The sequence below is a fragment of the Micromonospora hortensis genome (genome assembly GCF_022230935.1).
In the GTDB taxonomy this organism is placed as follows: Bacteria; Actinomycetota; Actinomycetes; order Mycobacteriales; family Micromonosporaceae; genus Micromonospora; species Micromonospora hortensis.
In genome coordinates, this window is the sequence record NZ_JAKKFE010000026.1 from 300,269 (window position 1) to 323,674 (window position 23,406).

At 72.0% G+C, this 23,406-nt stretch carries 24 protein-coding genes; 11 read left to right on the top strand and 13 right to left on the bottom strand.

From position 1 onward, the window contains the following. Positions 1–54 precede the first annotated feature (54 nt). Positions 55–927, top strand: a complete 873-nt coding sequence (locus tag NIE111_RS19810; protein ID WP_238685795.1) for an endonuclease/exonuclease/phosphatase family protein — start codon at positions 55–57, stop codon at positions 925–927. A 77-nt stretch (positions 928–1,004) separates the two neighbouring features. On the opposite strand, the gene NIE111_RS19815 is transcribed toward NIE111_RS19810, so the two are convergent. Then, positions 1,005–1,889 carry an MHYT domain-containing protein gene (locus NIE111_RS19815; protein ID WP_238685796.1) on the bottom strand — a complete coding sequence of 295 codons (885 nt, stop codon included), beginning with the start codon at positions 1,887–1,889 and terminating at the stop codon, positions 1,005–1,007. Between the two features lie 166 nt (positions 1,890–2,055). Next, entirely contained in the window at positions 2,056–4,857 is a 2,802-nt protein-coding gene (locus NIE111_RS19820) for a DEAD/DEAH box helicase (protein ID WP_238685797.1), read from the bottom strand. Positions 4,858–4,943: 86 nt separating this feature from the next. On the opposite strand from NIE111_RS19820, the gene NIE111_RS19825 reads away from it, so the two are divergent. Both NIE111_RS19825 and NIE111_RS19830 read left to right on the top strand, forming a co-directional pair. After that, positions 4,944–5,714 (top strand): HAD family hydrolase, encoded by a 771-nt coding sequence (locus tag NIE111_RS19825; RefSeq protein WP_238685798.1) that lies wholly within the window; start codon positions 4,944–4,946, stop codon positions 5,712–5,714. Positions 5,715–5,801: 87 nt separating this feature from the next. Then, positions 5,802–6,719, top strand: coding sequence for an EamA family transporter (locus NIE111_RS19830; protein WP_372488372.1), 918 nt, complete (start codon positions 5,802–5,804; stop codon positions 6,717–6,719). Here the strand turns inward: NIE111_RS19830 and NIE111_RS19835 are convergent. The 6 genes from NIE111_RS19835 to NIE111_RS19860 form a co-directional block, all read right to left on the bottom strand. Further along, complete coding sequence (locus NIE111_RS19835; RefSeq protein WP_238685800.1) at positions 6,682–7,605, bottom strand: diacylglycerol kinase; 924 nt, start codon at positions 7,603–7,605, stop codon at positions 6,682–6,684. The two genes, NIE111_RS19830 and NIE111_RS19835, sit on opposite strands and share 38 nt — an antisense overlap. 138 nt (positions 7,606–7,743) lie before the next feature. Then, on the bottom strand, positions 7,744–8,697 hold the full coding sequence (gene tatC / locus NIE111_RS19840; protein WP_238685801.1) for a twin-arginine translocase subunit TatC: 954 nt from the start codon (positions 8,695–8,697) through the stop codon (positions 7,744–7,746). An 18-nt stretch (positions 8,698–8,715) separates the two neighbouring features. Continuing rightward, complete coding sequence (gene tatA / locus NIE111_RS19845; protein WP_196922929.1) at positions 8,716–9,030, bottom strand: Sec-independent protein translocase subunit TatA; 315 nt, start codon at positions 9,028–9,030, stop codon at positions 8,716–8,718. Between the two features lie 159 nt (positions 9,031–9,189). Next, positions 9,190–9,435, bottom strand: coding sequence for a hypothetical protein (locus tag NIE111_RS19850; protein WP_238685802.1), 246 nt, complete (start codon positions 9,433–9,435; stop codon positions 9,190–9,192). A gap of 10 nt (positions 9,436–9,445) precedes the next feature. Continuing rightward, positions 9,446–10,501, bottom strand: a complete 1,056-nt coding sequence (locus NIE111_RS19855; protein WP_238685803.1) for a helix-turn-helix transcriptional regulator — start codon at positions 10,499–10,501, stop codon at positions 9,446–9,448. After that, positions 10,498–11,496: a helix-turn-helix transcriptional regulator gene (locus NIE111_RS19860; protein WP_238685804.1), complete on the bottom strand. Its 999-nt coding sequence runs from the start codon at positions 11,494–11,496 to the stop codon at positions 10,498–10,500. The genes NIE111_RS19855 and NIE111_RS19860 overlap by 4 nt, the downstream gene beginning before the upstream one ends. A 117-nt stretch (positions 11,497–11,613) precedes the next feature. On the opposite strand from NIE111_RS19860, the gene NIE111_RS19865 reads away from it, so the two are divergent. Both NIE111_RS19865 and NIE111_RS19870 read left to right on the top strand, forming a co-directional pair. Beyond that, positions 11,614–12,618, top strand: coding sequence for a cation diffusion facilitator family transporter (locus NIE111_RS19865; protein WP_238685805.1), 1,005 nt, complete (start codon positions 11,614–11,616; stop codon positions 12,616–12,618). A gap of 49 nt (positions 12,619–12,667) precedes the next feature. Further along, positions 12,668–13,753, top strand: a complete 1,086-nt coding sequence (locus NIE111_RS19870) for a DUF3866 family protein (protein WP_238685806.1) — start codon at positions 12,668–12,670, stop codon at positions 13,751–13,753. Between the two features lie 158 nt (positions 13,754–13,911). Here NIE111_RS19870 and NIE111_RS19875 read toward each other — a convergent pair whose 3' ends face one another. The 4 genes from NIE111_RS19875 to rfbA form a co-directional block, all read right to left on the bottom strand. Beyond that, complete coding sequence (locus NIE111_RS19875) at positions 13,912–14,106, bottom strand: hypothetical protein (protein ID WP_238685807.1); 195 nt, start codon at positions 14,104–14,106, stop codon at positions 13,912–13,914. 79 nt (positions 14,107–14,185) lie between these two features. Further along, a complete protein-coding gene (gene pafA / locus NIE111_RS19880; protein WP_210781723.1) occupies positions 14,186–15,544 on the bottom strand; it encodes a Pup--protein ligase in 1,359 nt (452 codons plus the stop codon). A gap of 68 nt (positions 15,545–15,612) precedes the next feature. Next, the gene (gene rfbC / locus NIE111_RS19885) at positions 15,613–16,236 is read right to left on the bottom strand and encodes a dTDP-4-dehydrorhamnose 3,5-epimerase (protein ID WP_238685808.1); all 624 of its coding nucleotides are present in this window, start codon (positions 16,234–16,236) and stop codon (positions 15,613–15,615) included. Then, complete coding sequence (rfbA, locus tag NIE111_RS19890) at positions 16,233–17,123, bottom strand: glucose-1-phosphate thymidylyltransferase RfbA (RefSeq protein WP_238685809.1); 891 nt, start codon at positions 17,121–17,123, stop codon at positions 16,233–16,235. Before rfbA ends, rfbC begins: the two co-directional genes overlap by 4 nt. 85 nt (positions 17,124–17,208) lie before the next feature. On the opposite strand from rfbA, the gene rfbB reads away from it, so the two are divergent. Genes rfbB through NIE111_RS19920 form a run of 6 tightly spaced genes read left to right on the top strand, consistent with a single transcriptional unit; the run spans position 17,209 to position 22,488 of the window. After that, complete coding sequence (rfbB, locus tag NIE111_RS19895; protein ID WP_238685810.1) at positions 17,209–18,210, top strand: dTDP-glucose 4,6-dehydratase; 1,002 nt, start codon at positions 17,209–17,211, stop codon at positions 18,208–18,210. Next, complete coding sequence (gene rfbD / locus NIE111_RS19900; RefSeq protein WP_238685811.1) at positions 18,207–19,094, top strand: dTDP-4-dehydrorhamnose reductase; 888 nt, start codon at positions 18,207–18,209, stop codon at positions 19,092–19,094. The genes rfbB and rfbD overlap by 4 nt, the downstream gene beginning before the upstream one ends. Then, positions 19,091–19,462 (top strand): DUF2304 domain-containing protein, encoded by a 372-nt coding sequence (locus NIE111_RS19905; RefSeq protein ID WP_139584287.1) that lies wholly within the window; start codon positions 19,091–19,093, stop codon positions 19,460–19,462. The genes rfbD and NIE111_RS19905 overlap by 4 nt, the downstream gene beginning before the upstream one ends. Next, a complete protein-coding gene (locus NIE111_RS19910) occupies positions 19,455–20,156 on the top strand; it encodes a glycosyltransferase family 2 protein (protein WP_238685812.1) in 702 nt (233 codons plus the stop codon). The genes NIE111_RS19905 and NIE111_RS19910 overlap by 8 nt, the downstream gene beginning before the upstream one ends. Then, complete coding sequence (locus NIE111_RS19915; RefSeq protein ID WP_238685813.1) at positions 20,153–21,463, top strand: lipopolysaccharide biosynthesis protein; 1,311 nt, start codon at positions 20,153–20,155, stop codon at positions 21,461–21,463. Before NIE111_RS19910 ends, NIE111_RS19915 begins: the two co-directional genes overlap by 4 nt. After that, positions 21,460–22,488: a glycosyltransferase family 2 protein gene (locus NIE111_RS19920; RefSeq protein ID WP_238685814.1), complete on the top strand. Its 1,029-nt coding sequence runs from the start codon at positions 21,460–21,462 to the stop codon at positions 22,486–22,488. Before NIE111_RS19915 ends, NIE111_RS19920 begins: the two co-directional genes overlap by 4 nt. A gap of 48 nt (positions 22,489–22,536) precedes the next feature. On the opposite strand, the gene prcA is transcribed toward NIE111_RS19920, so the two are convergent. Then, complete coding sequence (gene prcA / locus NIE111_RS19925; protein WP_238685815.1) at positions 22,537–23,376, bottom strand: proteasome subunit alpha; 840 nt, start codon at positions 23,374–23,376, stop codon at positions 22,537–22,539. Positions 23,377–23,406: the final 30 nt, after the last annotated feature.

Genomic DNA, 23,406 nt, shown 5'->3' on the forward strand with positions numbered 1-23,406 from the left:
TAGGATCACTGGCGCCCCGGCGATGACTGTCACCTCATGCACCCCGGAGTTCGTGTGGCCGCCCGTCCGTACCGGTTCCTGCGCCGAGCCCTGGCTGTGGTCTGTCTACTCGCCGCCGCCGCGCTCCCGGCCAACCGGCCGACCGCCTCCCCGGCCGCGCCCACCGACGCCGCACAGCCCACGGTCCTACGGATGCTCCAGCTGAACCTCTGCAACAGTGGCCGCGCCGGCTGCTACAGCGGTCGAGCGATGGCCAGGGCCGCCGAGGTGATCAGCATCGAGGCGCCCGACCTGGTCACCCTCAACGAAATCTGCGCCGGCGACGTGTCCGACCTGCAGAGCGTGTTCCAAACCGTTCACCCAGGGCGGACCGTCGTGGCCGCGTTCCAGGCCGCCGGTGACCGCCCGAGCGGCGACGACACCCGCTGCCGTAACGGCCAACGGTTCGGCATCGGGCTGCTGACACACGTGCGGACGCCAACCACCCCGCGCACCGTGTACGCCGGAACCCACCCGACGCAGGACCTCGGGGACCCCGAGGAACGAGCCTGGCTCTGCGTCGACGTCGACAGAGTCCTGCTCGCCTGCACCACGCACCTGTCGGCCACCGGCTACCGCGTCGCGCTCACCCAGTGCGAGCACCTGCTCGACACCATCCTGCCGACGATCGGCCGCGACGACGGGTACGAGCCCACCGTGCTGGGTGGCGACCTCAACCTGCGCGCCGGCCAGGACCCCGACGTGCGGTCCTGCACCCCGCCGGGCCACCAGCGGGTCGACGACGGCCGACTGCAACACGTCACGGCGACCACCGACATCACGCTCTGCTGCCGCAGTCTGGTGCCCATGCACGGGACGACCGACCACCCCGGACTGCTGGTCACCCTCACGATCGACGGCAGCCGATCCGGCCGGCCGCCGGCCTGATCCGCCTCCTGAGCGGGCGCGGAGGCGGCCGGATCTATAAGGCCGTCAGCAACACGGCGCGGGCCGGCCGCACGACGTCAGCGCGGCGGTGTGTCCCGGCGGGACGGGAACGGAGTACCGGGCTGGCCGAGGGTGGAGCGGGCGCGCAACCCGACCGGGTCGGGAGCAGCGGCGGGCGCCGGGGCCGCCGGCTCCGAGAGCCGCCGCCCGTCCAGGTACGCGGTGGCAGCCCGGTCGTCGTCGGTCGGGGCGGCGAGCAGCGCGTAGAGCAGACCGACGACCCCGAAGATCACCGCCAGCACGATCGGCACCAGCAGGGTGCTCACCCCAGCGCCGGTCACCTCGCCCGTCCGTTCGTGGCGGTGCACCGACAGGGCGCTCATGCCGGTGAAGTGCATCCCGTTGACGGCGATTCCCATGACCAGCGCGGAGGCGAAGATCGCCAACCCCCGCCGGACGGTCATGGCGAGCCACAGCGCGACGGTGGACGCCACCACGGCGATGACCACCGAGAGCACGACCCGGACCGTGTCGTAGCCGAGGCTGCCGTTGAGGCGCATGGCGGCCATGCCGGTGTAGTGCATGGAGGCCACGCCGGCGCCGGTGAAGATGCCGCCGGCGATCAGGCGTACCGGATTCAGCCGGCCGGTGCCCACGATGGCCAGGCCGATGCCGACCGCCACCACGGCGATGGCCGTGCTGGCCGCGGTCAGCGGCACGTCGTAGCGGATCCGGGTGTTCTCGACGGCGAAGCCGAGCATGGCCATGAAGTGCATCGCCCAGATGGCGGTGCCGCCCAGCGCCCAGGCGGACAGCAGACCCCACCACGCCCGCTGACCGTTCGTGCGGGCCGTGCGGATGCGCCCGGCGCACACCAGACCGAGGATCGAACCGAGCACGGACAACGCGTAGCTCAGCGCGGGCGTGATCCACCCGTACTCAAAGTGATTGATCTCCGCCACGGCGGCTTTCTCCCCATTCGTTACCCACGCGTCAACAAGACGCTTCGGCAATGATCAGGGGTGCCGTGATCAGGCGCAACAGTGCCCCCCGGGCCATCCGAGGCGTGCGGTTGCGGTAACCGTCCGCTGCGTCGATTCGACAGCCGAAAATGACTGAGCGTGACTGTCACGCTGACGTGTGGTACGCGAGGACACCTCGATTGACGGCCGCTATAGCCTGTCGAGCCGTCGACCGCAGCTCCGTTGTGGCACCGCCAGAGTCGGCAATCTGACCGAGCAGGTCGACGACCTGTCGGGCCCACCGGACGAAGTCACCGGCGGGCATCTCACCATCGATCTCGTGACCGCTGCCGAGCACCTTCGCCAGCGCCTCACCCCGAGCCCACCGGTAGACGGGCCAGGCGAAACCGAGATCCGGCTCCCGGGTCGCCGTCAGCCCCCGCGCCGCCTCGTCGGCCTCGATCTCCCCCCACAGCTTCAGCGTCTCGTCCACCGCGTCGGCCACCGGTCCGCGCGGCAGCGACGCCCGTTCGTCGACATCGCGGCGCGCCTCGAACACCACCACTGACACCGCGGCGGCCAGCTCGGCCGGGGACAATCCGTTCCAGACCCCACGGCGCAGGCACTCGGCGACCAGCAGATCCGCCTCGGTCCAGATCCGGCCCAGCATCCGACCGGCGTCGGTGACCGCCCCGTCGCGGGCGAGGTAGCCACGCTCGGTCAGCAGCGCCACGATCCGGTCGAACGTTCGCGCGAGGGACCCCGTACGACCACTGACGCGCTCGCGCAGCTCCTCGGTGTCGCGCTCCAGCCGCCGACGCCGCTCCGCCCAGCGGGCGTGCTCCTCCCGCTCCGGGCAGGCGTGGCAGGGGTGGTGACGCAGCTCGGTGCGGAGCTGGGTGATCTGGTGGTCCTCGCCGGTCACCTGCCGGGAACGGCCCCCGCGTCGACCACCGTGCCGATCCAAACCGGTGCCGCTGACCTCGGCGGCAAGATCCCGCCGGGCGCCCGGGGACCGGTGGTTGAAGTGCTTGGGCACCCGGATCCGGGCCAACACCTCGGCCGGAGTGGTGAAGTCGCCGGGGCTGACCCGCCCGGCCCAACGGTCCTGGGTGAGCACCAGCGGCCGGGGCTCACCGAACCCACCGGTCGCCGGGTCCAGCACCACGGCCAGCCCGGCCCGCCGGCCCGACGGCACCCGGATCACGTCGCCGACCCGCAGCCGCTCCAACGAGGCCACCGCGGCGGCCTTGCGCTGGGTCTGCCCCTGCCGGGCGATCGCCTTCTCCCGGTCGGCGATCGCCACCCGCAGCGCGAAGTACTCGTCGAAGTCGCCGTGATGACAGGCGGCCTCCGCGCCGTACGCCTCGATGGTCTCGGTGTTGCGCTGCACCTGCCGGGCCAGGCCGACCACCGACCGGTCCGCCTGGAACTGGGCGAACGAGGACTCCAGCAGGGCCCGAGCCGGCTCCGCGCCGACGGTGCCGACCAGGTTCACCGCCATGTTGTACGACGGCCGGAAGCTGGAGCGCAGCGGATAGGTGCGGGTGGACGCGAGCCCGGCCACCTGCCGTGGGTCGGTCTCCGGGGACCACACCACGACGGCGTGCCCCTCCACGTCGATGCCTCGGCGGCCGGCGCGCCCGGTGAGCTGGGTGTACTCCCCCGGGGTCAGGTCGACGTGAGCCTCGCCGTTGTACTTGACCAGCCGTTCCAGCACCACGCAGCGGGCCGGCATGTTGATGCCCAACGCCAGCGTCTCGGTGGCGAAGACCGCCTTGACCAGGCCGCGGACGAACAGCTCCTCGACGATCTCCTTGAACACCGGCAGCATGCCGGCGTGGTGGGCGGCCAGGCCGCGTTCCAGGCCGTCCAGCCACTCCCAGTAGCCCAGGACCGACAGGTCCTCGCCGGGAATGGCGGTGACCCGCGACTCGACGACCCGGCGGATTTCGGCCCGCTCCTCCGCCGAGGTGAGCCGCAGTCCGGCGGCGAGACACTGCTGCACCGCGGCGGCGCAACCGGCCCGGCTGAAGATGAACAGGATCGCCGGTAGCAGACCCTCGCGGTCCAGTCGGTCGACGATGTCCGGGCGCAACGGGCCACGCCAGCGCGGGCCGCGCCGGCCGGCACCGGGCCCGGCGCTGCGCCCCTCACCCAACTCCAGCCGCCGCGCGGTCTCCCGGGTGTAGCGGAGCAACTCAGGGTGCACGTCGTGCTTGCGGGCGGCGTCGGCGTCGTGGAACAGGTCGAACATCCGCTTGCCGACCAGCATGTGCTGCCACAACGGCACCGGCCGGTGTTCGCTGACCACCACCGCGGTCTCGCCGCGCACGGTGACCAGCCAGTCGGCGAACTCCTCGGCGTTGGAGACGGTCGCCGACAACGAGACCAGGGTGACCGAGGCGGGCAGGTGGATGATCACCTCTTCCCAGACCCCACCGCGGAACCGGTCGGCCAGGTAGTGCACCTCGTCCATCACCACGTACGCGAGGCCCTGGAGGGTGCTGGAGCCCGCGTAGAGCATGTTGCGCAGCACCTCGGTGGTCATCACCACCACCGGCGCGTCGCCGTTGATCGCGTTGTCACCGGTCAGCAGGCCGACCTGCTCGGCGCCGTACCGGGCGACCAGGTCGTGGTACTTCTGGTTGGACAACGCCTTGATCGGCGTGGTGTAGAAGCACTTGCGCCGCGCCGGTGGGGTCGTCGCGTCGGCGGCGGGCACCGGGTCGTCGGGCCGCCCCCGCAACGCCAGGTGGACGGCGAACTCCCCCACCACCGTCTTACCGGCGCCGGTGGGAGCGCAGACCAGCACACCGCTGCCCCGCTCCAGCGACTGACACGCCTCCCGCTGGAAGTCGTCGAGGTCGAACCCCAACTCGAGGGCGAACTCGTCCAGCGCCGGAAACTGTGCGGCTTGTGCGGCCTTGCGGCGCGCCGCTGCGTACCGCTCGGCGGGGCTCGACATGGCACCAAGATTAGTGCGTGCCGCGTCATGTCACCCCACAAGGCCGTCCGGAGGCGCGGTCGGGGGCGGTCGGTAGGGTGCACGGCGTGCCGGACCATGCCGAACCGCCCCAGACCAGTCCGCCGGGCACCGCTGAGGCGCCCGCCGCCCGCCGGGCGTCCCGACGCCCCGTCAAGGCGGTGCTCTTCGACTTCCACGGCACCCTGGCCCAGGTGGAGGACCCCCAGCGGTGGGTGCTGGAGGCCGCGGCGGCGTGCGGTGTGACCCTGGACCGGGTGCGCGCCACCTCGCTGGCCGACCGGCTGCTGACCGCCGGGCGCGCCGGCGGGCCACTGCCGGCACGGGTGCCGCCCCGACTCGCCGAACTGTGGGCCGACCGGGACCTCTACCAACACGCCCACCGGGGCGCGTACACCGGATTGGCCGAGACCGTCGACGCCGGCATCGACGGCTTCGCCGACGCGCTCTACGAGCGGTTGCTGACCACCGAGGGCTGGCTGCCGTACGCCGACACCACCCCCACGCTGACCGCGCTGCGCGACGCCGGTGTGCCGGTGGCGGTGGTCAGCAACATCGGCTTCGACCTGCGGCCACACTTCGACGCCTGGGGGCTGACCGACCTGGTTGGCGCGTTCGTGCTCTCGTACGAGGTAGGGCGCTGCAAACCCGACCCGGCGATCTTCTGGCGGGCCTGCGGCATGCTGGGCGTCGACCCGGAGCAGACCCTGATGGTCGGTGACACCCCGGCGGACGCGGGCGCGGTGGCCGCCGGCTGCTCGGTGCTGGTGCTCCCGGCAGCCGAGCCGGGCCGGGAGAACGGGCTGGGCGCGGTGCTCGACCTCGCCCTGCCAGCCTGAACGACACCGCCCGATCCGTGCTGTGCCCACCGTTGGTCACAGCGGTGGGCACCGCCGCCAGGTAGCCGGAGCTGAGCGCCTACCGTCGTGCCCGTGACCGAGATCCTGCTGCCCACGCCCCGGTCGGGCGAGACACGACCGGCCCGGCGCGGTGGCGTCGCCGCCGTGGGGCTGGTGCTCGGCGGTGCCCTGTCGGTGCAGTTCGGCTCCGCAGTGGCCGCGCTGCTCTTCCCGCGTACGGGGGTGGCCGGCGCGGTGACCCTGCGGCTGACCATCTCGGCGGTGCTGCTGCTCGTGGTGTGCCGGCCCCGACTGCGCGGACACGACCGGTCGGCCTGGCTCGCGGCCGGCGCGTTCGGGCTGGCGTTGGCCGGCATGAACTCGCTGTTCTACCAGGCCATCGAACGCATCCCGCTGGGCCCGGCGGTGACCCTGGAGGTGCTCGGCCCCCTCGCCCTGTCGGTATTCTCCGCCCGCCGACTGGCCAGCTGGGGCTGGGCGGGTCTCGCCCTGGCCGGGGTGGCGCTGCTCGGCCAGGGCGGCTTCGACCGGCTGGACCCGGTCGGGGTGGCCTTCGCGTTCGGCGCGGGCGCCATGTGGGCCGCGTACATCGTGCTGAGCGCCCGGGTCGGCGGCCGCTTTCCCGGCGCGGACGGGCTGGCCCTGGCACTGGCCGTCGCCGCGCTGGTCACCCTGCCGCTGGGCATCGTCGACGGCGGCGCGGTGCTGCTCGACCCGCCGGTGCTGGCGCTCGGCGCCGCCCTCGCGGTGCTCGCCTCCGGGCTGCCCTACACCCTGGAGCTGCTGGCGCTACGGCGGATGCCCACCGCCACCTTCGCGGTGCTGATGAGCCTCGGCCCGGCCGTCGCCACGCTCGCCGGGTGGCTGGTGCTGCGGCAGGCGCTGACGGTGCTGGAATGTGCCGCCATCGTGCTGGTCATCGCCGCCAGCATCGGCGCGGTACGGGTCAACGCAGCAGCCGCAGGGCGCCCGGAACCGCGCTGATCGTCACCGGCAGCCGCAGGGAGCGTTCCCCGTCGGCGTACGAGGTGATGCCCTCGGCGGCCAACTCCACAGTGCGGGCCCGGAAACTGCGCACCAGCGGGTGGCTGACGTGGGTGCCCTGGTAGATGCGCGGCTTCACCCGGATCAGGGTCCGCCGGTTGACCCGACCCGCCACCACCACGTCGAGCAGTCCGTCGGTCGGGTCCGCGTCCGGGCAGATCCGCATCCCACCGCCGTACGTGGGGCAGTTGCCCACCGCCACCAGCACCGCGTCCAGGTCGTGTGGCACCCCGTCCAGGCGCAGCGTGTAGCGGCGTGGGCGCAGCCGGGCCAGCTCGACCAGGATCGCCAGGTCGTACCGGCGCGGGCCGCGCGGCCAGCGCATCCGGTTGGCCCGCTCGTTGACGATCGCGTCGAACCCGGCCGCGAGGACCGCTCCGTACCAGCGCTCGACGCCGTCGACCCCGACCATCCGGGCCAGGTCGACCGGTTGACTGCGGCCGTCGCGCACCGCCTCGGCGATCACCGTCGCCGCGGCGAGGGGGTCGGCCGGGAAGCCGGTGTCCAGGGCGAAGTCGTTGCCGGTGCCGGCCGGGATCGGGCCGAACGGCACGGCGGTGCCGGCGACAGCCTGCAACGCCCGGTGCACTGTGCCGTCCCCGCCGACCGCCACCAGCGCGCCAGCGCCCTCGGCGACGGCGGCCCGGCACGCCGCCTCCGCCTCGGCGGGGCTGGACGCCGGCAGCAACCGGATCGGCCGTCCGGCGGCGGACAAGCCGTCCAGCAACCGGGGCAGCAACGCGCGGTGCCGTCCACGACCGGCGGTCGGGTTGGCGAGCACGGCGACCGGGCCGGGCAGGTGATCGTCTGCGGTCACGGGCAGCACCGTACCGGTCGGACACCCGCCGTTCACCAGGGGCAGGCGCCGTCACCATCAGTTCCGCCGCCAACGCGCGAGGTGACGCGACGACGCCGCCCCCGGCAAACGGGGACGGCGTCGGTGGAACCGGGCGGCGCGGGGCCGTCAGGTCATGTCGTCGTAGCGGCGTTCGATCGGCGCCGGTGGCGCGACCGGTTCGGGTACGCCGATTGGCGCCGTCGAGTCGACCCGCTGCCCGGCCACGACCGGGTCCGCGTCGAACTCCAGTGGCGACACCTCGTCGTCGTCGATACCGGCGTAGACCTCCTTGCCCCGCCCACGTCGCCGATCGTTGAGGAACGCGACGCCGACCGCGGCGAAGTAGAGCGCGGAGAGACAGAGCGCCAACGCGGTCATCCCGAACGGGTCCGGTGTCGGGGTGACCACGGCGGAGAAGGCGAAGAACACGAAGATCGCCACCCGCCACCAACTGAGCAACCGTTTCGCGCTGGCGATGCCCACGAAGTTGAGCATCAGCACGACGAGCGGGAACTCGAAGGCCACACCGAACAACAGGATCAGGTTGGTGACGAACGAGATGTACCGGGTGACTTCCAGGGTGGTCGCGATGTCATCGCCGGACACGTTCATCAGGAACTCGAGGCCCTTGGCGGTGACGAAGAACGCCAGCACCGCGCCGGCCGCGAAGAGCGGCGCCGCCAAGGCCGTGAAGGCGTAGGCGTAACGCCGCTCGTGCCGATGCAGACCAGGCGCGATGAAAGCCCAGAGTTGGTAGAGCCAGATCGGCGCCGCGATGATCAGGCCCACCCACAAGCCGATCTTCAGGTTCAGCAGGAAGAGGTCGGCCGGCCCGAGCTGAACGAAGAGGCACTTGTTGGTCTCCGGGTCGATCGACCCCGGCAGGTCGCAGTACGGCTTCGATAGCAAGATCCGGACCGGCTCGGCCAGCCAGATACCGAAGCCGAAGCCGATCATGATCGCCAGCGACGCGCGGAACAGCCGGTTGCGCAGTTCCCGAACGTGCTCGATGAGCGTCATCGAGCCGTCGGCGGCCCGCTCGAACGCCTTTGGGCCACGTTTACGCAGTGCGAAGGCCACGGTGGTGGGGCCCTTCGGTCAGTTGTCGCGGACGCGGTGCACCGGGTCGACGACCGGCTGCTGCGGCGGCGTCTGCTGGTACGGGGCCTGCTGCGGCTGGCCAGCGTACGGCGCCTGCTGCCCGGCGTGCGGCGGCAACGGCTGGTAGCCGGCCTGCGCGTCGGCCTTCTCGGCGAGGTCGCGGTCGTCGTCCTGCAGGCTCTTGGTCTCGGCCTTGATGATCCGCAGCGACCGACCCAGCGAACGGGCCGCGTCGGGGAGCCGCTTCGCACCGAAGAGCAGGATCAGCACAACCACGAGAACAGCGATGTGCCACGGCTTGAGGGCACCCATGAGAAGCTCCAGTCGCTCTGTGTCCGGGGGGTGGTACGCAGCCCATCGTACGTGCGGATCGGCTGCCCGCCACCCACTGGGTGGTGGTGGTCTGGGCGGGAGGGTGAAGTCTTGACCAACCCGCGATGATCCGTCAACCACCGCCGGGCGCGTACCCGATCAGCCGCGCTTGGCCCTGATCACCGCGAGTCGCTGGGAGGTGGTGTCGAGCCGACGTTGGACGTCCTCGGCGCGCTGTTGCAGCGCCTCGGCGGTCTCCCGCAGCGCCTCAGCCTCGGCGGCCCGCCGCTGCAACGCCACGGCGGCGCGGCGCAGTCGGGGCAGCCGGGCCAACACCGGGCGCACAGCCAACGCGAGCGCCACGAGGGGTAGCAGCACCACCGCGAGCACGATCCAGATCAGCACGGCGGTCAGCCTACTGGGTGCGGCCGGCCACCGCCGGGTCACCCGACGGCGCACGCGCCGGGACGATCTCGGGCGGCCGGGGCACTGCCGTGGGCGCGGGCACGGCGTACGCGTCCAGCGCGGCGGCCGCCGTCGCCCGCACCTGCTCGGCCAACTCGACCGGGGCGACCACCGCCACCTCCGGGCCGAGGCCCAGCACGAACCGACGGGCCCACCCCAGGTCGGTGACCCGCAGGGAGACGAGCCACTGGTCGCCGTCGCCGGCCTCCACCCGCTCGCACGGGTAGTACTCGGTGATCCACCGCTCGCCCCGACCGATGCGCAGGGTGATCAACGGAAGGTCGGCCGAGGGGCGGAACACTCCCTCGGTGAGGTCGTGCGGGACGGCCTGCGGCGGCACCATGGCCGGCTCGTCCAGCTCGGTGATCGCGTCGATCCGGTCGGCGCGGAACAGCCGGACGGCCTCCGCGCGCCGACACCACGCCTCCACGTACGCCCGGCCGCCGACCATCAGCATCCGCAGCGGGTCGATGACGCGCTCGGTGGTCTCGTCCCGGGCTGCCGTGTAGTAGGTGATCCGCAGGGCCTTGCCGCCCTCCACGGCGGCGCGCAGCGCCTCGACCCGCGGGGTGTCCCCGGGCAACCGCACCGCCACCGGCGCGCCCACCAGGTCGCCGGCGGCCTCGATCTTGGCGAGGGCCCGTTCGACTGCCTCCCGGTTGGCCACCCCGGGCGTCTCGGCCAGCATCCGCAGCGCCACCACGAGGGCCAGTGCCTCGTCGGGGGTCAGCCGCAACGGCCGGTCGATGCCCGCGTCGTAGGTGATGGTCACCCGGTCGCCGTCGAACGCCATGTCGATCAGGTCACCGGGGCCGTACCCGGGCAGCCCGCACACCCAGAGCAGCTCCAGGTCCTCCCGGAGCTGGCGCTCGGTGACGCCCAGGTCACCGGCCGCCTCGGCGATCTCGATGCCGGGCCGGGCCAGCAGGTAGGGCACCAGGTTGAGCAGTCGGGCCAGCCGGTCGGCGGAGGCGCGGGAGCCGTTACGGGCGGCCGGGCGGGTCACCCGGCACCCCCGCTGACGGCCAACTCGTCGTGGCGCACGGCGATCTCCTTGAGTCGTTGGATGACCGCCTCGCGGACCTCCGGTGGGTCGAGGACCCGCACGTCCGGGCCGTAGCCGACGAGATGACCGGCCAGCCCGTCCGGGTCGGCGTACGGCAGGACCAGCAGGTCGCCGTCCGGCCCGGCGGTCACCTCCACCGCCCACCGGCGCAGCCCGGCGGCCCGCCCGGACGCCACCAGCACGGTGGCCCGACCGGTGCGCTCCACCGGACCCGACCAGCGGGCCACGTGGCTGATCAGGTCGACGTTGGCCGGCGGCTCGTACGCGCCGGGGGCGCCGGTCACCCGGACCGCGCCGACGACACGGGACAGCCGGAAGCAGCGGGTCGCCTCCCGGTCCTGGTCGTGGCCGACCACGTACCACCGGCCGCGCCAGCAGACCACGCCCCACGGTTGCAGCCGTCGCCGGCTGGGCGCGTCGCGGTCGGGCACCCGGTAGTCGAACCCCACCTCGCGGCGGTCCCGGGCGGCGGCGGTCAGCGGCGCGAACGCCGGGTCGACAGTGACCATCGGCTCCAGGCCGAGGGTCGCCTGCGGGTCCACGTCCACCCCGGCGGCACGCAGCTTGGCCAGCCCCGACGACGCGGCGGCGGCCAGCCCGGCGTGCTGCCACAGCCGGGCGGCGATGCCGACCGCTGCTGCCTCGTCCGGTTCGAGGAGGATGTCGGGCAGCGCGTATTCGCGGTGGGCGATCCGGTAGCCGGGCTCGGCGTCGAAGGCGCTCGCCGTGCCGGTCTCCAGTGGCACGCCCAGCTCCCGCAGCTCGGCCTTGTCCCGCTCGAACTTGCGCTGGAACGCCTCGTGGTCGCGCGCGTCGTCCGGATCGTGCTCGTAACCGGGCACGGTCGCGGCGATCTGCGCGGCGGTCAGGAACCGTCGCGTGGACAGGAGGCAGATCACCAGGTTGACCAGGCGTTCGGTGCGGGTCCGCGACACGCGGTAGACGCTAGCAGCCGACCCGCCCACACCGTGCACCCACGCGGGCGTGCCGCACACTTGTTCGGATCGGGCCTCCCCCGGCGCGCCGCCGTCCGCGGTCATAGGGTGATTCTCATGTCGCAAGCGGAGGCCAGGCCCGAGAGCGAAAGCGTCGGCACCGTCGTCGTCGCCGGCGTCGCCAACCTCGCCATCGCGGTGGCCAAGCTGATCGCCGGGCTGATCTCCGGATCAGCCGCGATGCTCTCCGAGGCGGCGCACTCGGTCGCCGACACCACCACCGAGGTGCTGCTCTTCCAGGCGCTGCGCCGCGGCGCCCGCCCGGCCGACCAGCGACGCCCCTTCGGGTACGGCAAGGAAAGCTACGTCTGGGCGTTCTTCGCGGCCATGTTCACATTCGTCGCCGGCGCCGGTTTCGCCGTCACCCACGGCGTCACCACGATCCTGGTGCACGAGCACAGCGGCGACTACCTCATCTCGTACATCGTGCTCGCGGTGTCGTTCGTCATCGAGTCGATCTCACTGGCCCGGGCCGTGCGGCAGGTCCGCCGCGAGTCGCGACGCTGGCGGACCACGCCTCGACGGTTCCTGCGGCTGACCGCCGACACCACAGTCAAGGCGGTCTTCCTGGAGGACAGCGCGGCCCTGATCGGTCTGGTGCTGGCCGGGCTCGGCGTCGGCCTGTCGCACGCCACCGGCGACGAGGTGTGGGACGGCGTCGCGTCGATCCTGATCGGGCTCCTGCTGCTGACTGTCGCCGGGGTCCTCGCCGCCAACAACCTGTCGCTGCTGGTCGGCCGAGCCGTCCCGGAGCGGCTGCGCCACGAGATCGAGCAGGACCTGGCCGGGCTGCCCGAGGTGGAGCGCATCGACACCCTGTTGACCATGCAGCTCGGCCCGCAGGACATCCTGGTCGCCGCGAAGGTCGACTTCCGCGACGAGGCCACCGGCGCGCAGATCGAGGCCACCGCCGACGAGGCCGAGCGGCGGCTCACCGACCGGTACCCGGAAATTCGGTTCGTCTTCCTCGACCCGACCCGTTCGATGCCCGGCGCCACCGGCACCGCCCGGCACACCCAGGCCGGGCCGACACCGGACGCCGGCGGCCCCGAGCCGACCTGACCCACACCCGGGCGCGGGCCGCCGGGCCCGCGCGGCTAGCGTGCCCGTCATGGTGCGATGGCGTACGGGGACGGTGGCGACGCTGCGACGGCAGTGGACCGGGGCGGTGGAGCTGGACGTCGACCTGCCCGACGGCACGCGGATGCGGGCGCTGGCCTACCCGGAGCTGGTCGGCACGCCCGAGCCCGGCGACCGGGTGCTGCTCAACGCCGGCGCGCTGCTGATGGGGTTGGGCACCGGCGGGTACGCCCTGGTGGTGGCCCTGCCGGACCGGCTGCCCTCGGACCCGCCGGACGTCGCCGACACCCGCGACGCCGGGCACCTGGTCAAGGCCCGCTACACGCCGTTGCAGCCGATCCTCCTCGGTGTCGACGAGGAGGCCTCTCCGCACCGCGACGTGCTGGCCGACGCGGACGACCTGGGCGGCCTGCCGGTGGTCACCGCCGACCTGCACTCGGCGCTCCCGGCGATCCTGGCCGGTATCCGGGCCGACGCCCCGCAGGCGCGGGTGGCCTACCTGCTCACCGACGGCGGGGCGCTGCCCGCCTGGTTCTCCCGCACCCTCGCCGGGCTGCGGGCCGAACTGGCCGGCACGATCACCGTCGGGCAGGCGTTCGGTGGCGACCTGGAGGCCACCACCCTGCACGGCGGTCTGCTCGCCGCCCGGTACGTGCTCCACGCGGACGTGGCGATCGTGGCTCAGGGACCGGGCAACCTGGGCACCGGCACCCGGTGGGGTTTCTCCGGCATCGCCGTCGGCGAGGCCGTCAACGCGATCGCCACGTTGGGCGGAAGGCCGGTCGGCTCGTTGCGCATCTCCGACGCCGACCCCCGTCCCCGGCACCGGGGCGTGTCACACCACAGCCTCACCGCGTACGGCCGGGTGGCGCTCGCCCCGGCGGAGCTGGTGGTGCCCGAGGATCTGACGCCGTCCCTCGCGGCCGAGGTGCACGCGGCGCTGGCGCCCCTGGCGGCCCGGCACCGGATCGTCCGGGTGCTCACCGACGGTCTGGACGCCGCGCTGCGGGCCAGCGCCGTGCCCCTGTCCACCATGGGCCGTGGCCTCGACGCCGACCACGCGTACTTCCTGGCGGCGGCCGCCGCCGGCCGCCACGCGGTGACCCTCCTCCCCTGACCCAACCCCACCCCCCACCCCGACCCCCGCCCCCGACCCGGTTGATCATGAAGTTATTGCCCGTCGCCCCGGCGTGTCATGGCAATAACTTCATGATCAACGCGAGCTGGGACGGGGTGGGACGGGTGGGAGGGCACCCGGGGGTGGGGGGGGGTGGGTCAGGCCAGGAAGATCAGGGCTAGCCAGCCGCCCACGATGAGCGCCAGGGCCAGGGCCAGCACCCACGTCGGCACCGTGTAGTCACCGCGCCGGTTACGGTCGATCTCGGCGCGGATCTTCTCCCGCCGGCGTTCGATCCAGTTCTGCCGCTCGGTGCCGCGCTCAGGGCGGTCGGAAGGTCCAGAAGTCGTCATGGCGCGCTCAGTTTAACCGCTCGGCGCGTCGGGCTGACCGGCCCCGTCGGCGCAGCGCACCGACGGGGCCGGCAACCGGTCACATGCTGGCGATCAGCCGCTCCACCCGCTCGTCGTACGCCCGGAACGGGTCCTTGCAGAGCACGGTGCGCTGCGCCTGGTCGTTGAGCTTCAGGTGCACCCAGTCGACTGTGAAGTCCCGACGCTTCTCCTGGGCGTGCCGAATGAATTCGCCCCGCAGCCGGGCCCGGGTGGTCTGCGGCGGGGTCTCCTTGGCCTCGAAGATCTCAGGGTCGGTGGCCACCCGGTCGACGTCGCCACGGCGCTCCAGGAGCCCGTAGAGGCCCCGGCCGCGGCGCACGTCGTGGTAGGCCAGATCCATCTGCGCCACCCGGGGGTGCGACAGCGGCAGGTCGTGCTTGCGCTGGTAACGCTCGATCAGCCGCAGCTTGCTGACCCAGTCGATCTCCCGGGAGACCGGCTCCAGGTCGCCGCTCTCCACCGCGTTGAGCACCCGGCCCCACAGCTCGACCACCCGCTTGGCGGCCTGGTCGCCGCCGCGTCGCTCGACGAACTCGGTGGCCTTGGCCAGGTATTCCTGCTGGATGTCCAGGGCGCTGACCTCCTTGCCGTTGGCCAACCGCACCTTGCGCCGGCCGGTGATGTCGTGCGACACCTCCCGGATGGCCCGGATCGGGTTCTCCAGGGACAGGTCGCGCATCACCACCCCGGCCTCGATCATCCGCAGCACGATGTCGGCGGTGCCGACCTTGAGCAGCGTGGTGACCTCGTTCATGTTGGAGTCGCCGACGATCACGTGCAGCCGCCGGTAGCGCTCGGCGTCAGCGTGCGGCTCGTCGCGGGTGTTGATGATCGGGCGGCTGCGGGTGGTCGCCGAGGAGACGCCCTCCCAGATGTGCTCGGCCCGCTGCGAGAGGCAGTAGACCGCGCCGCGTGGGGTTTGCAGGACCTTGCCGGCCCCGCAGATCAACTGCCGGGTGACCAGGAACGGGATGAGCACGTCGGCGAGCCGGCCGAACTCGCCGTGCCGGGAGACCAGGTAGTTCTCGTGGCAGCCGTACGAGTTGCCGGCCGAATCGGTGTTGTTCTTGAACAGGTAGATCTCACCCGCGATGCCCTCGTCGTGCAGTCGCTTCTCCGCGTCGACGAGCAGGCCCTCCAGGATCCGCTCGCCGGCCCGGTCGTGGGCGACGAGATCGGTCACCGAGTCGCACTCCGGTGTCGCGTACTCCGGATGCGACCCGACGTCCAGGTAGAGCCGGGCCCCATTGCGCAGGAAGACATTGCTCGACCGACCCCAGGACACCACGCGACGGAACAGATACCGCGCGACCTCGTCCGGGGACAGCCGCCGCTGCCCGCGATAGGTGCAGGTGACGCCGTACTCGGTCTCGAGGCCGAAGATTCGCCGCTCCATGGTGTGACATTAGCCGCCCGGAGGCCCGGTTCGTCACTGTCAGACCACAGGTCGTGCTCCGAGCGCGGTCACATACCGGTTGAGTGCGACATTCCGTCCGGACCGAGGCTCGCCACGAACCGCCGGCAACTGTCGTACTCCGGAAGCAGGCCCCGCTCGCGGGCCTGCGCCAGAGTCGGCGCCGCGTCGTCGCGCGCGGACAGCAATGGAACGTCGGCGGGCCACTCGATGCCCAACTCTTCGTCCAGTGGGTGCACCGCGTGCTCGCCGGTCGGGTTGTAGGTGGCCGAGCAGAGATAGCTCAACGTCGCGTCGTCGGTCAACGCGCAGAAGCCGTGCCCCAGCCCCTCGCTGAGGTAGACCGCCCGGCGGTCGGTGTCGTCCAGCCGGACGCCCTCCCAGTGACCGAAGGTCGGCGAGCCCACCCGCAGGTCCACGATCACGTCGAGGACCGCGCCCCGCACACACGTGACGTACTTGGCCTGCCCGGGCGGGACGTCGGCGAAGTGGACGCCGCGCACCACGCCACGCGCGGAAACCGACAGGTTGGCCTGGGCCAGCCGCAGCGGATGCCCCACCACCTCGGCGAGCTTGTCGAAGCGGTACCACTCCATGAACATGCCGCGCGGGTCACCGTGCTGCTGGGGGCTGATCTCCCAGGCGCCCTCGATGCTCAGCTCCCGGATCTTCACCAGGAACCCCCGTCGTTGCCGGCCTGATCGGTGAGCAGACCGAGCAGGTAGTTGCCGTAACCGCTCTTGGTCAGCGGCTCGGCGAGCGCGCGCAGCTGCGCGTCGTCGATCAGGCCAGCCCGCCAGGCGACCTCCTCGACGCAACCGATCTTGAGGCCCTGCCGCTCCTCGACCACCCGGACGAACTCGGCGGCCTGCATCATCGAGGTGAACGTGCCGGTGTCCAGCCAGGCGGTGCCCCGATCCAGCACCGTCACCGCCAGCTCCCCGGTCTCCCGGTACACCTCGTTGACCGCCGTGATCTCCAGCTCGCCGCGGGCGCTCGGGGTGAGCTTGCGGGCGATGTCCACCACCCGGTTGTCGTAGAAGTAGAGGCCGGGCACCGCGTAGCGGGACTTCGGCCGGGCTGGCTTCTCCTCGATCGAGAGCACCCGACCATCGGCGTCGAAGTCGACAACGCCGTACTCCTGCGGGTTGGCCACCTGGTAGGCGAAGACGCGCCCACCGACCGGGTCACCGTGGTCGGCGAGCTGCCGACCCAGACCCACGCCGTGGAAGATGTTGTCGCCGAGGACCAACGCCACCGACTCGGTGCCGATGAAGTCCGCGCCGAGGATGAACGCCTGCGCGATGCCCTCCGGGCGCTCCTGGCTGACGTACTCCAGCCGCAGCCCGAACTGGCTGCCGTCGCCGAGCAGCCGACGGAACTGGTCCTGGTCGTCCGGAGTCGTGATCACCAGGATCTCCCGGACCCCGGACATCACCAGGGTGGAGAGCGGGTAATAGATCATCGGCTTGTCGAAGACCGGCATCAGCTGCTTCGAGACCGCCCGGGTGATCGGCCAGAGCCGGGACCCGGTGCCGCCAGCAAGTAGGATTCCGCGCATCGGGGAAGCCTAGCCGCACCCGTGAACGTTGTGCGGGGGTCGCATACCAGGGGCCGCGCCGCCCGTCGCGTATACTTCCGGACCCGTGAGGATCCTCGTCACCGGCGGAGCCGGATTCATCGGGTCGGAGTACGTTCGCCTACTGCTGGGCAAGCCCCTCGGCAGTGCGGACGGCGTGCCGCCGCTCGAGCCGGCCGTCGTGACCGTGCTGGACAAACTGACCTACTCGGGCAACCTGGCCAACCTCGAGCCCGTCCGCGACGACCCGCGACTGCGGTTCGTGCAGGGCGACATCTGCGACCCGGTCGTGGTCGACGAGGTGGTGGCCGAGCACGACGTGATCGTGCACTTCGCCGCCGAGTCACACGTCGACCGCTCGATCGCGGGCGCCGCGCCGTTCGTCACTACCAACGTGCTGGGCACCCAGACGCTGCTCGACGCGGCGCTGCGCCACGGCACCAGGCGGTTCGTGCACGTCTCCACCGACGAGGTCTACGGCTCGATCGACGAGGGCTCCTGGACCGAGACCTGGCCGCTTGCCCCCAACTCGCCGTACTCGGCATCCAAGGCCGGCTCCGACCTGCTCGCGCTGTCGTACCACCGCACCCACGGCATGGACGTGGTCGTCACCCGCTGCTCCAACAACTACGGCCCCTATCAGTTCCCTGAGAAGGTCATCCCGCTGTTCGTCAGCAACCTGCTCGACGGTGGCACCGTCCCTCTCTACGGCGACGGCGGCAACATCCGTGACTGGCTGCACGTGCACGACCACTGCCGGGGCATCGCCCTCGTCCAGCAGAAGGGACGCGCCGGTGAGGTCTACAACATCGGCGGCGGCACCGAGTTGACCAACAAGGAACTCACCGGCCTGCTCCTGGACGCCTGCGGCGCCGGGTGGGACCGGGTCGTCCCGGTCACCGACCGCAAGGGCCACGACCGCCGGTACTCCCTCGACATCACCAAGATCAGCGAGGAGCTCGGCTACCACCCCAGCATCACGCTCGACCAGGGCCTCGCCGACACCGTCCGCTGGTACCGGGACAACCGCAACTGGTGGGAACCTCTCAAGTCCGCGCCGACCGCATGACCCGACTCCTCGTCACCGGCGCGGGCGGGATGCTCGGCCGGGACCTGGTCACCGTGCTGGGTGCACGGCCCGACCTCAAGGTGACCGCCGCCACCCGCGCCGACCTGGACGTCACCGACCGCGCGGCGGTCCACGCCGCCGTCGCCGGGCACGACCTGGTGATCAACGCGGCCGCGTGGACAAACGTCGACGCCGCCGAGGCCGACGAGGCCGCGGCGACCGCCGTCAACGGCCACGCCGTGGCCAACCTGGCCGCGGCGTGCGCCACCGACGGAACCCGGCTCATCCAGGTCTCCACCGACTACGTCCTCGCCGGCAACGCGGACACCCCGTACCCGGAGGACGCCCCCACCGCGCCGGTCAACGCCTACGGTCGCGGCAAGCTGGTCGGCGAACAGGCCGTCGCGCGGCTGCTGCCCGACACCGGGTACGTCGTGCGCACCGCCTGGCTCTACGGCGCGCACGGCCCGAACTTCGTGGCCACCATGCTCCGACTCGCCGCCCAACGCGACCACCTCGACGTGGTCGACGACCAACACGGCCAACCCACCTGGTCGTACGCGCTCGCCGAGCGGCTCGTCGCGCTCGCCGACGCGGCGCTGGCCGGGCACGCGACGCCCGGCGTCTACCACGGCACCTGCGCCGGTCAGACGACCTGGTACGGGTTGGCGCGCGCCACGTTCACGCTGGCCGGACTGGACCCGGACCGGATCCGACCCACCACCAGCGACCGGTATCCGCGTCCCGCCCCACGGCCTGCGTACAGTGTGCTAGGGCACAGCCGCTGGGCAGCCGTGGGTCTACCCCCGCTTCCAGACTGGCACAGCGCCCTGGTTGACGCGTTCCACTCCCCCGCTCCACCCGCCCCGTGGAAGGTCGCATGAAGCTCACCCTCGTCACCGGCCTGACCGGCCTACTGCTCCTCGGCACCATCGTCGAGCTGTTGCGCCGCCGTCAGCTGCGCGAGAAGTACGGCATGCTCTGGCTCGCCGTACTGATCATCGTGATTCCGCTGTCCCTTTTCCCCCGGCTGCTCGACAACGTCGCCGAACTCCTCGGCGTCGCCTCCGGTGTCAGCCTGGTGCTCTTCCTCGGCATCGTCTTCCTGCTGCTGGTGTGCGTACACCTCAGCTGGGAGGTCAGCGCCCTGGAAGAAGAGACCCGCACCCTGGCCGAAGACTTCGCCCTGCTCCGCGCTCAGATCGACGCGGACCGGGCAGCCCGAGACGAACTGGTGTCGACCGATGGTTAACGGCAAGCGCACATTGATCATCATCCCCGCTCTCAACGAGTCGGGCTCGATCGCCGACGTCGTCGGCGAGGTCCGTGGCGAGCTGCCCGGCGTCGACGTGCTCGTCGTCGACGACGGCTCCACCGATCGCACCGCCGCGGTCGCCGCCGCCGCCGGCGCCCTGGTCGCCAAACTGCCGTACAACCTCGGCGTCGGTGGCGCCATGCGCCTCGGCTACCGCTACGCCCGAGACCACGACTACGAGGTCGCCATCCAGATCGACGCCGACGGCCAGCACGACCCCCGGTACGTGCCGAAGCTCGTCGACCTGCTCGACGACAACGACCTGGTCATCGGCGCCCGCTTCGCCGGTGAGGGCGACTACAACGTCCGCGGCCCCCGCCGCTGGGCGATGGTGATGCTCTCCGCCGTGCTGTCCCGGGTCGCCCGCACCAAGCTCACCGACACCACCTCCGGCTTCCGGGCCGCCAACCGGCGGGTCATCGAGATGTTCGCCGGCTGGTACCCGGCCGAGTACCTCGGCGACACGGTGGAGACCCTGGTGCACACCGCCCGCCGCGGCTACCGCATCCGCCAGGTGCCGGTCGCCATGCGCAAGCGGATGGCGGGCACACCCAGCCACTCCCCCGCCAAGGCGATGGTCTACCTCGGCCGCGCGTTCGCCGTTCTCACGCTGGCGCTCATCCGCCGGTGATCCGACGGCTACTGAGCCTGGTCCCGCCCGGCACCGTCGCTGTCGGTGCCGGGCTGGCCCTTCTCGGGCTCGCCTCCTACGTTCACCTCGCCGTCGCCGGCCACAGCCTCAGCCAGGCCGACTACTCGTCCCTGTCGGTGCTCTGGTCGATCGTGTTCACCCTCGGCATCGGCGTGTTCATGCCGATCGAGCAGGAGGTCGCCCGGGTCGTCGCCGCCCGACACAGCCAGGGGCTGCCCCCAGGGCCGGTACTGGCCCGCGGCGTCACCGTCGCCGCCGTGATGCTCGCGGTGCTGGTGTTGGCCGTCACCATCGGCCGTCAGCCGCTCGCCGACAAGCTCTTCGCCGGTGACGGCAACCTGGTCACCGTGCTGATCGGCGCACTTGCCGCGATGGCCGTCGCCTACGCCACCCGCGGCGTCCTCTCCGGTCTGCAACTGTTCCCCTGGTACGGCGCTCAACTCGGGATCGACGGCGGCCTGCGGATCATCATGGTCGCCCTGCTCGGGCTGGCCGGAGTGACGTCGCCCGTCTGGTACGGGCTCGTGCTCGTCGCCGCCCCACTGGTCAGCGTCCTGCTCACACTGCCGCCGGTGCTGCGCGCCATCGGCGGAGGCCCGCCGGTGGCCTGGGCCACCCTGCTCCGCGGCCTCGGCCTGCTCACCGCCTCCAGCCTGCTCTCCCAGGTCGTGGTGAACATCGGCGTGATCAACGTGCAGCTGCTCTCCCCCTCCGACGCGGCAGCCGCCGGCGCACTGCTCTCCGCCCTCGTGCTGGTCCGCATCCCCCTGTTCGTCTTCGGCTCCCTGCAGGCGTCACTGCTGCCCGGCCTGGCCACCACCGCCACCACCGGCGACCAGGCCGGCTTCCACAGCCTGCTGCGCCGGGCGCTCGGCATCGTCACCGCGCTCGGTCTCACCGGCGCCCTCGGCGCCGTACTGCTCGGCCCATGGCTGGTCGGCACCCTCTTCGACGCACCCGGCGTTCTCGGCCACGGCGACTTCGCCTGGTTGGCCGCCGCCACGCTCGCCTACCTGTGGGCGATGGTGCTCGGCCAAGCCCTGCTCGCCCTCGACCGGCACCGCGCCCAGGCGCTTGCCTGGACCGCCGGCGTCGCCGCCCTGATCGCCGTGACGCTGATCCCGGCTCCGGTCACCCTGCGAGTCGAGCTGGCGTACACCATCGGCTCCGTCATCGTGGCCGCCACCATGGCCCTGCTGCTGCGCGGCGGCGTCCGCCGACCCACCACCCCCACCCGGCCGCTCGCCGAGGCCGTCGCCCCTGCCGCATCCGGAGGCATCCGATGACCCGACCCCGGGTGAGCGCCGTCATGCTCGCCTACGGCCCGGAGCCCTACCTCGTCGACGCCGCACGGGCGGTGTTGGCCAGCACCGACGTCGAGATCGACCTCATCGTCGTCGACAACGGCTGCACCGGGGACGGCATCGACATCGTCAAGGGCCTCCCCGGGGTGCGGGTGATCCGACCGGAGGAGAACACCGGCTATTCCGGCGGCTGCCGGGTCGGCGCGGCCGAGGCCACCGGTGACTGGCTCGCGTTCGTCAACTCCGATGCCGTCGTCGCACCCGACGCCCTGGCCAAGACCACCGCCGTAGCCGCCGAAGCGGGCGTAGGCGCGGCCATGGCGTCCATCCGGTTGGCCGACACCCCCGAGCTGATCAACACCAGCGGTAACCCGCTGCACTTCACCGGCCTCTCCTGGGCCGGCGGCAACGGCGAGCCGGCCAGGAACCACGCCGAGCGGCGGGCCGTAGCCTCCCTCAGCGGCTGCTGCTTCGTGATCAGCCGGCAGCTCTGGCGTGAGCTCGACGGCTTCGCCGCCGAATACTTCGCCTACCACGAGGACACCGAACTCAGCCTGCGACTGTGGCAGCGCGGACTACGACTGGAGTACGTGCCGGACGCCGTCGTGCGTCACCACTACGAGTTCTCCCGCAACGCCCTGAAGCTCTACCTGGTCGAGCGGAACCGACTGGTCACCCTGCTCACCGCCTACGAGGCGCGGACACTCGTGGTGCTCGCCCCAGCGCTGCTACTCACCGAGGCCGCCATGCTCACCGCCTCGGTCGTCGGCGGCTGGTCCCGGCAGAAGCTGCGGGGTTGGGGCTGGTTGTGGCGCAACCGCGACTGGGTTCGCGGCCGTCGACGGCAGCTACAGGCCGAACGCCGGGTGCCGGACGGGGTCATCGCGGAGCTGATGACCGGTCGAGTCACGCCCTCCGGTGTGCCGACCACACCCGGCCTGGGCGCGTTCAACGCCGTCGCCGGGGGTTACTGGGCCCTGGCCCGGCCCCTGCTGCGCCGAGGATGACCGCTGGTGCCGGCCCCGGACACGGGCCCGGCACCAGCGGGCAAGACCCTAGCGCTCGCCGCCCTCCGCGGGCCGGTCCTCCAGGTCCGCGGAGCCGGCCGAACTCGTCGGCTTGTGCCCCTCCGTGGTCGGCACGACCGGCTCGGCGGGACCGCCCGCCGACTCCGCCGACTGCCCCTCGGCCGCCGCGTCCCCGTCCAACAGAGCCGTCAGCGCGGCACCGGTGATCCGCCGGAACGTCCGTCCGATCCGCTGACGGTCCAGGACCGCCACCTCGAGCTGGTTCGCGGCGATCGTCCGGGCGGCACCGCCCTCACCACCGACGGTGCTCAGCGCCTGCACCGCCACCCTGACCGCCTCGCCCAGGGACATGTCCGCCCGGTGCTGCGACTTCAACACGCCGGTGATCGCCTCGGCCTGACCACCCATGGCCATCCGCCCCGGCTCGTCGTTCACCGAACCGTCATAGGTCAGCCGGTACAACTCGTCCGCCTCCGGGGTGGCACCGACCTCCGCCACGCAGATCTCCACCTCGAACGGCTTCGACTGCTCGGTGAAGATCGCACCCAGGGTCTGCGCGAACGCGTTGGCCAGGGCGCGACCAGTGACGTCACGCCGGTCGTAGCTGAGCCCATTCAGGTCGGCCATCCGGACACCGGCGCGGCGCAGGTTCTCGAACTCGTTGTACCGGCCGACCGCGGCGAACCCGATCCGGTCGTAAATCTCGCTGACCTTGTGCAGGGCGCTGGAAAGGTTCTCCGCGACGAAGAGGACCCCGCCGGAGTAGCTGAGGACCACCGCGCTGCGGCCCCGAGCGATGCCCTTGCGGGCCAACTCGGAGCGGTCGCGCATGATCTGTTCGGGAGAGGCGTAGAACTGCATGGCCACGTCGGCGGTTCTCCTTACGGCGCTGTGCTG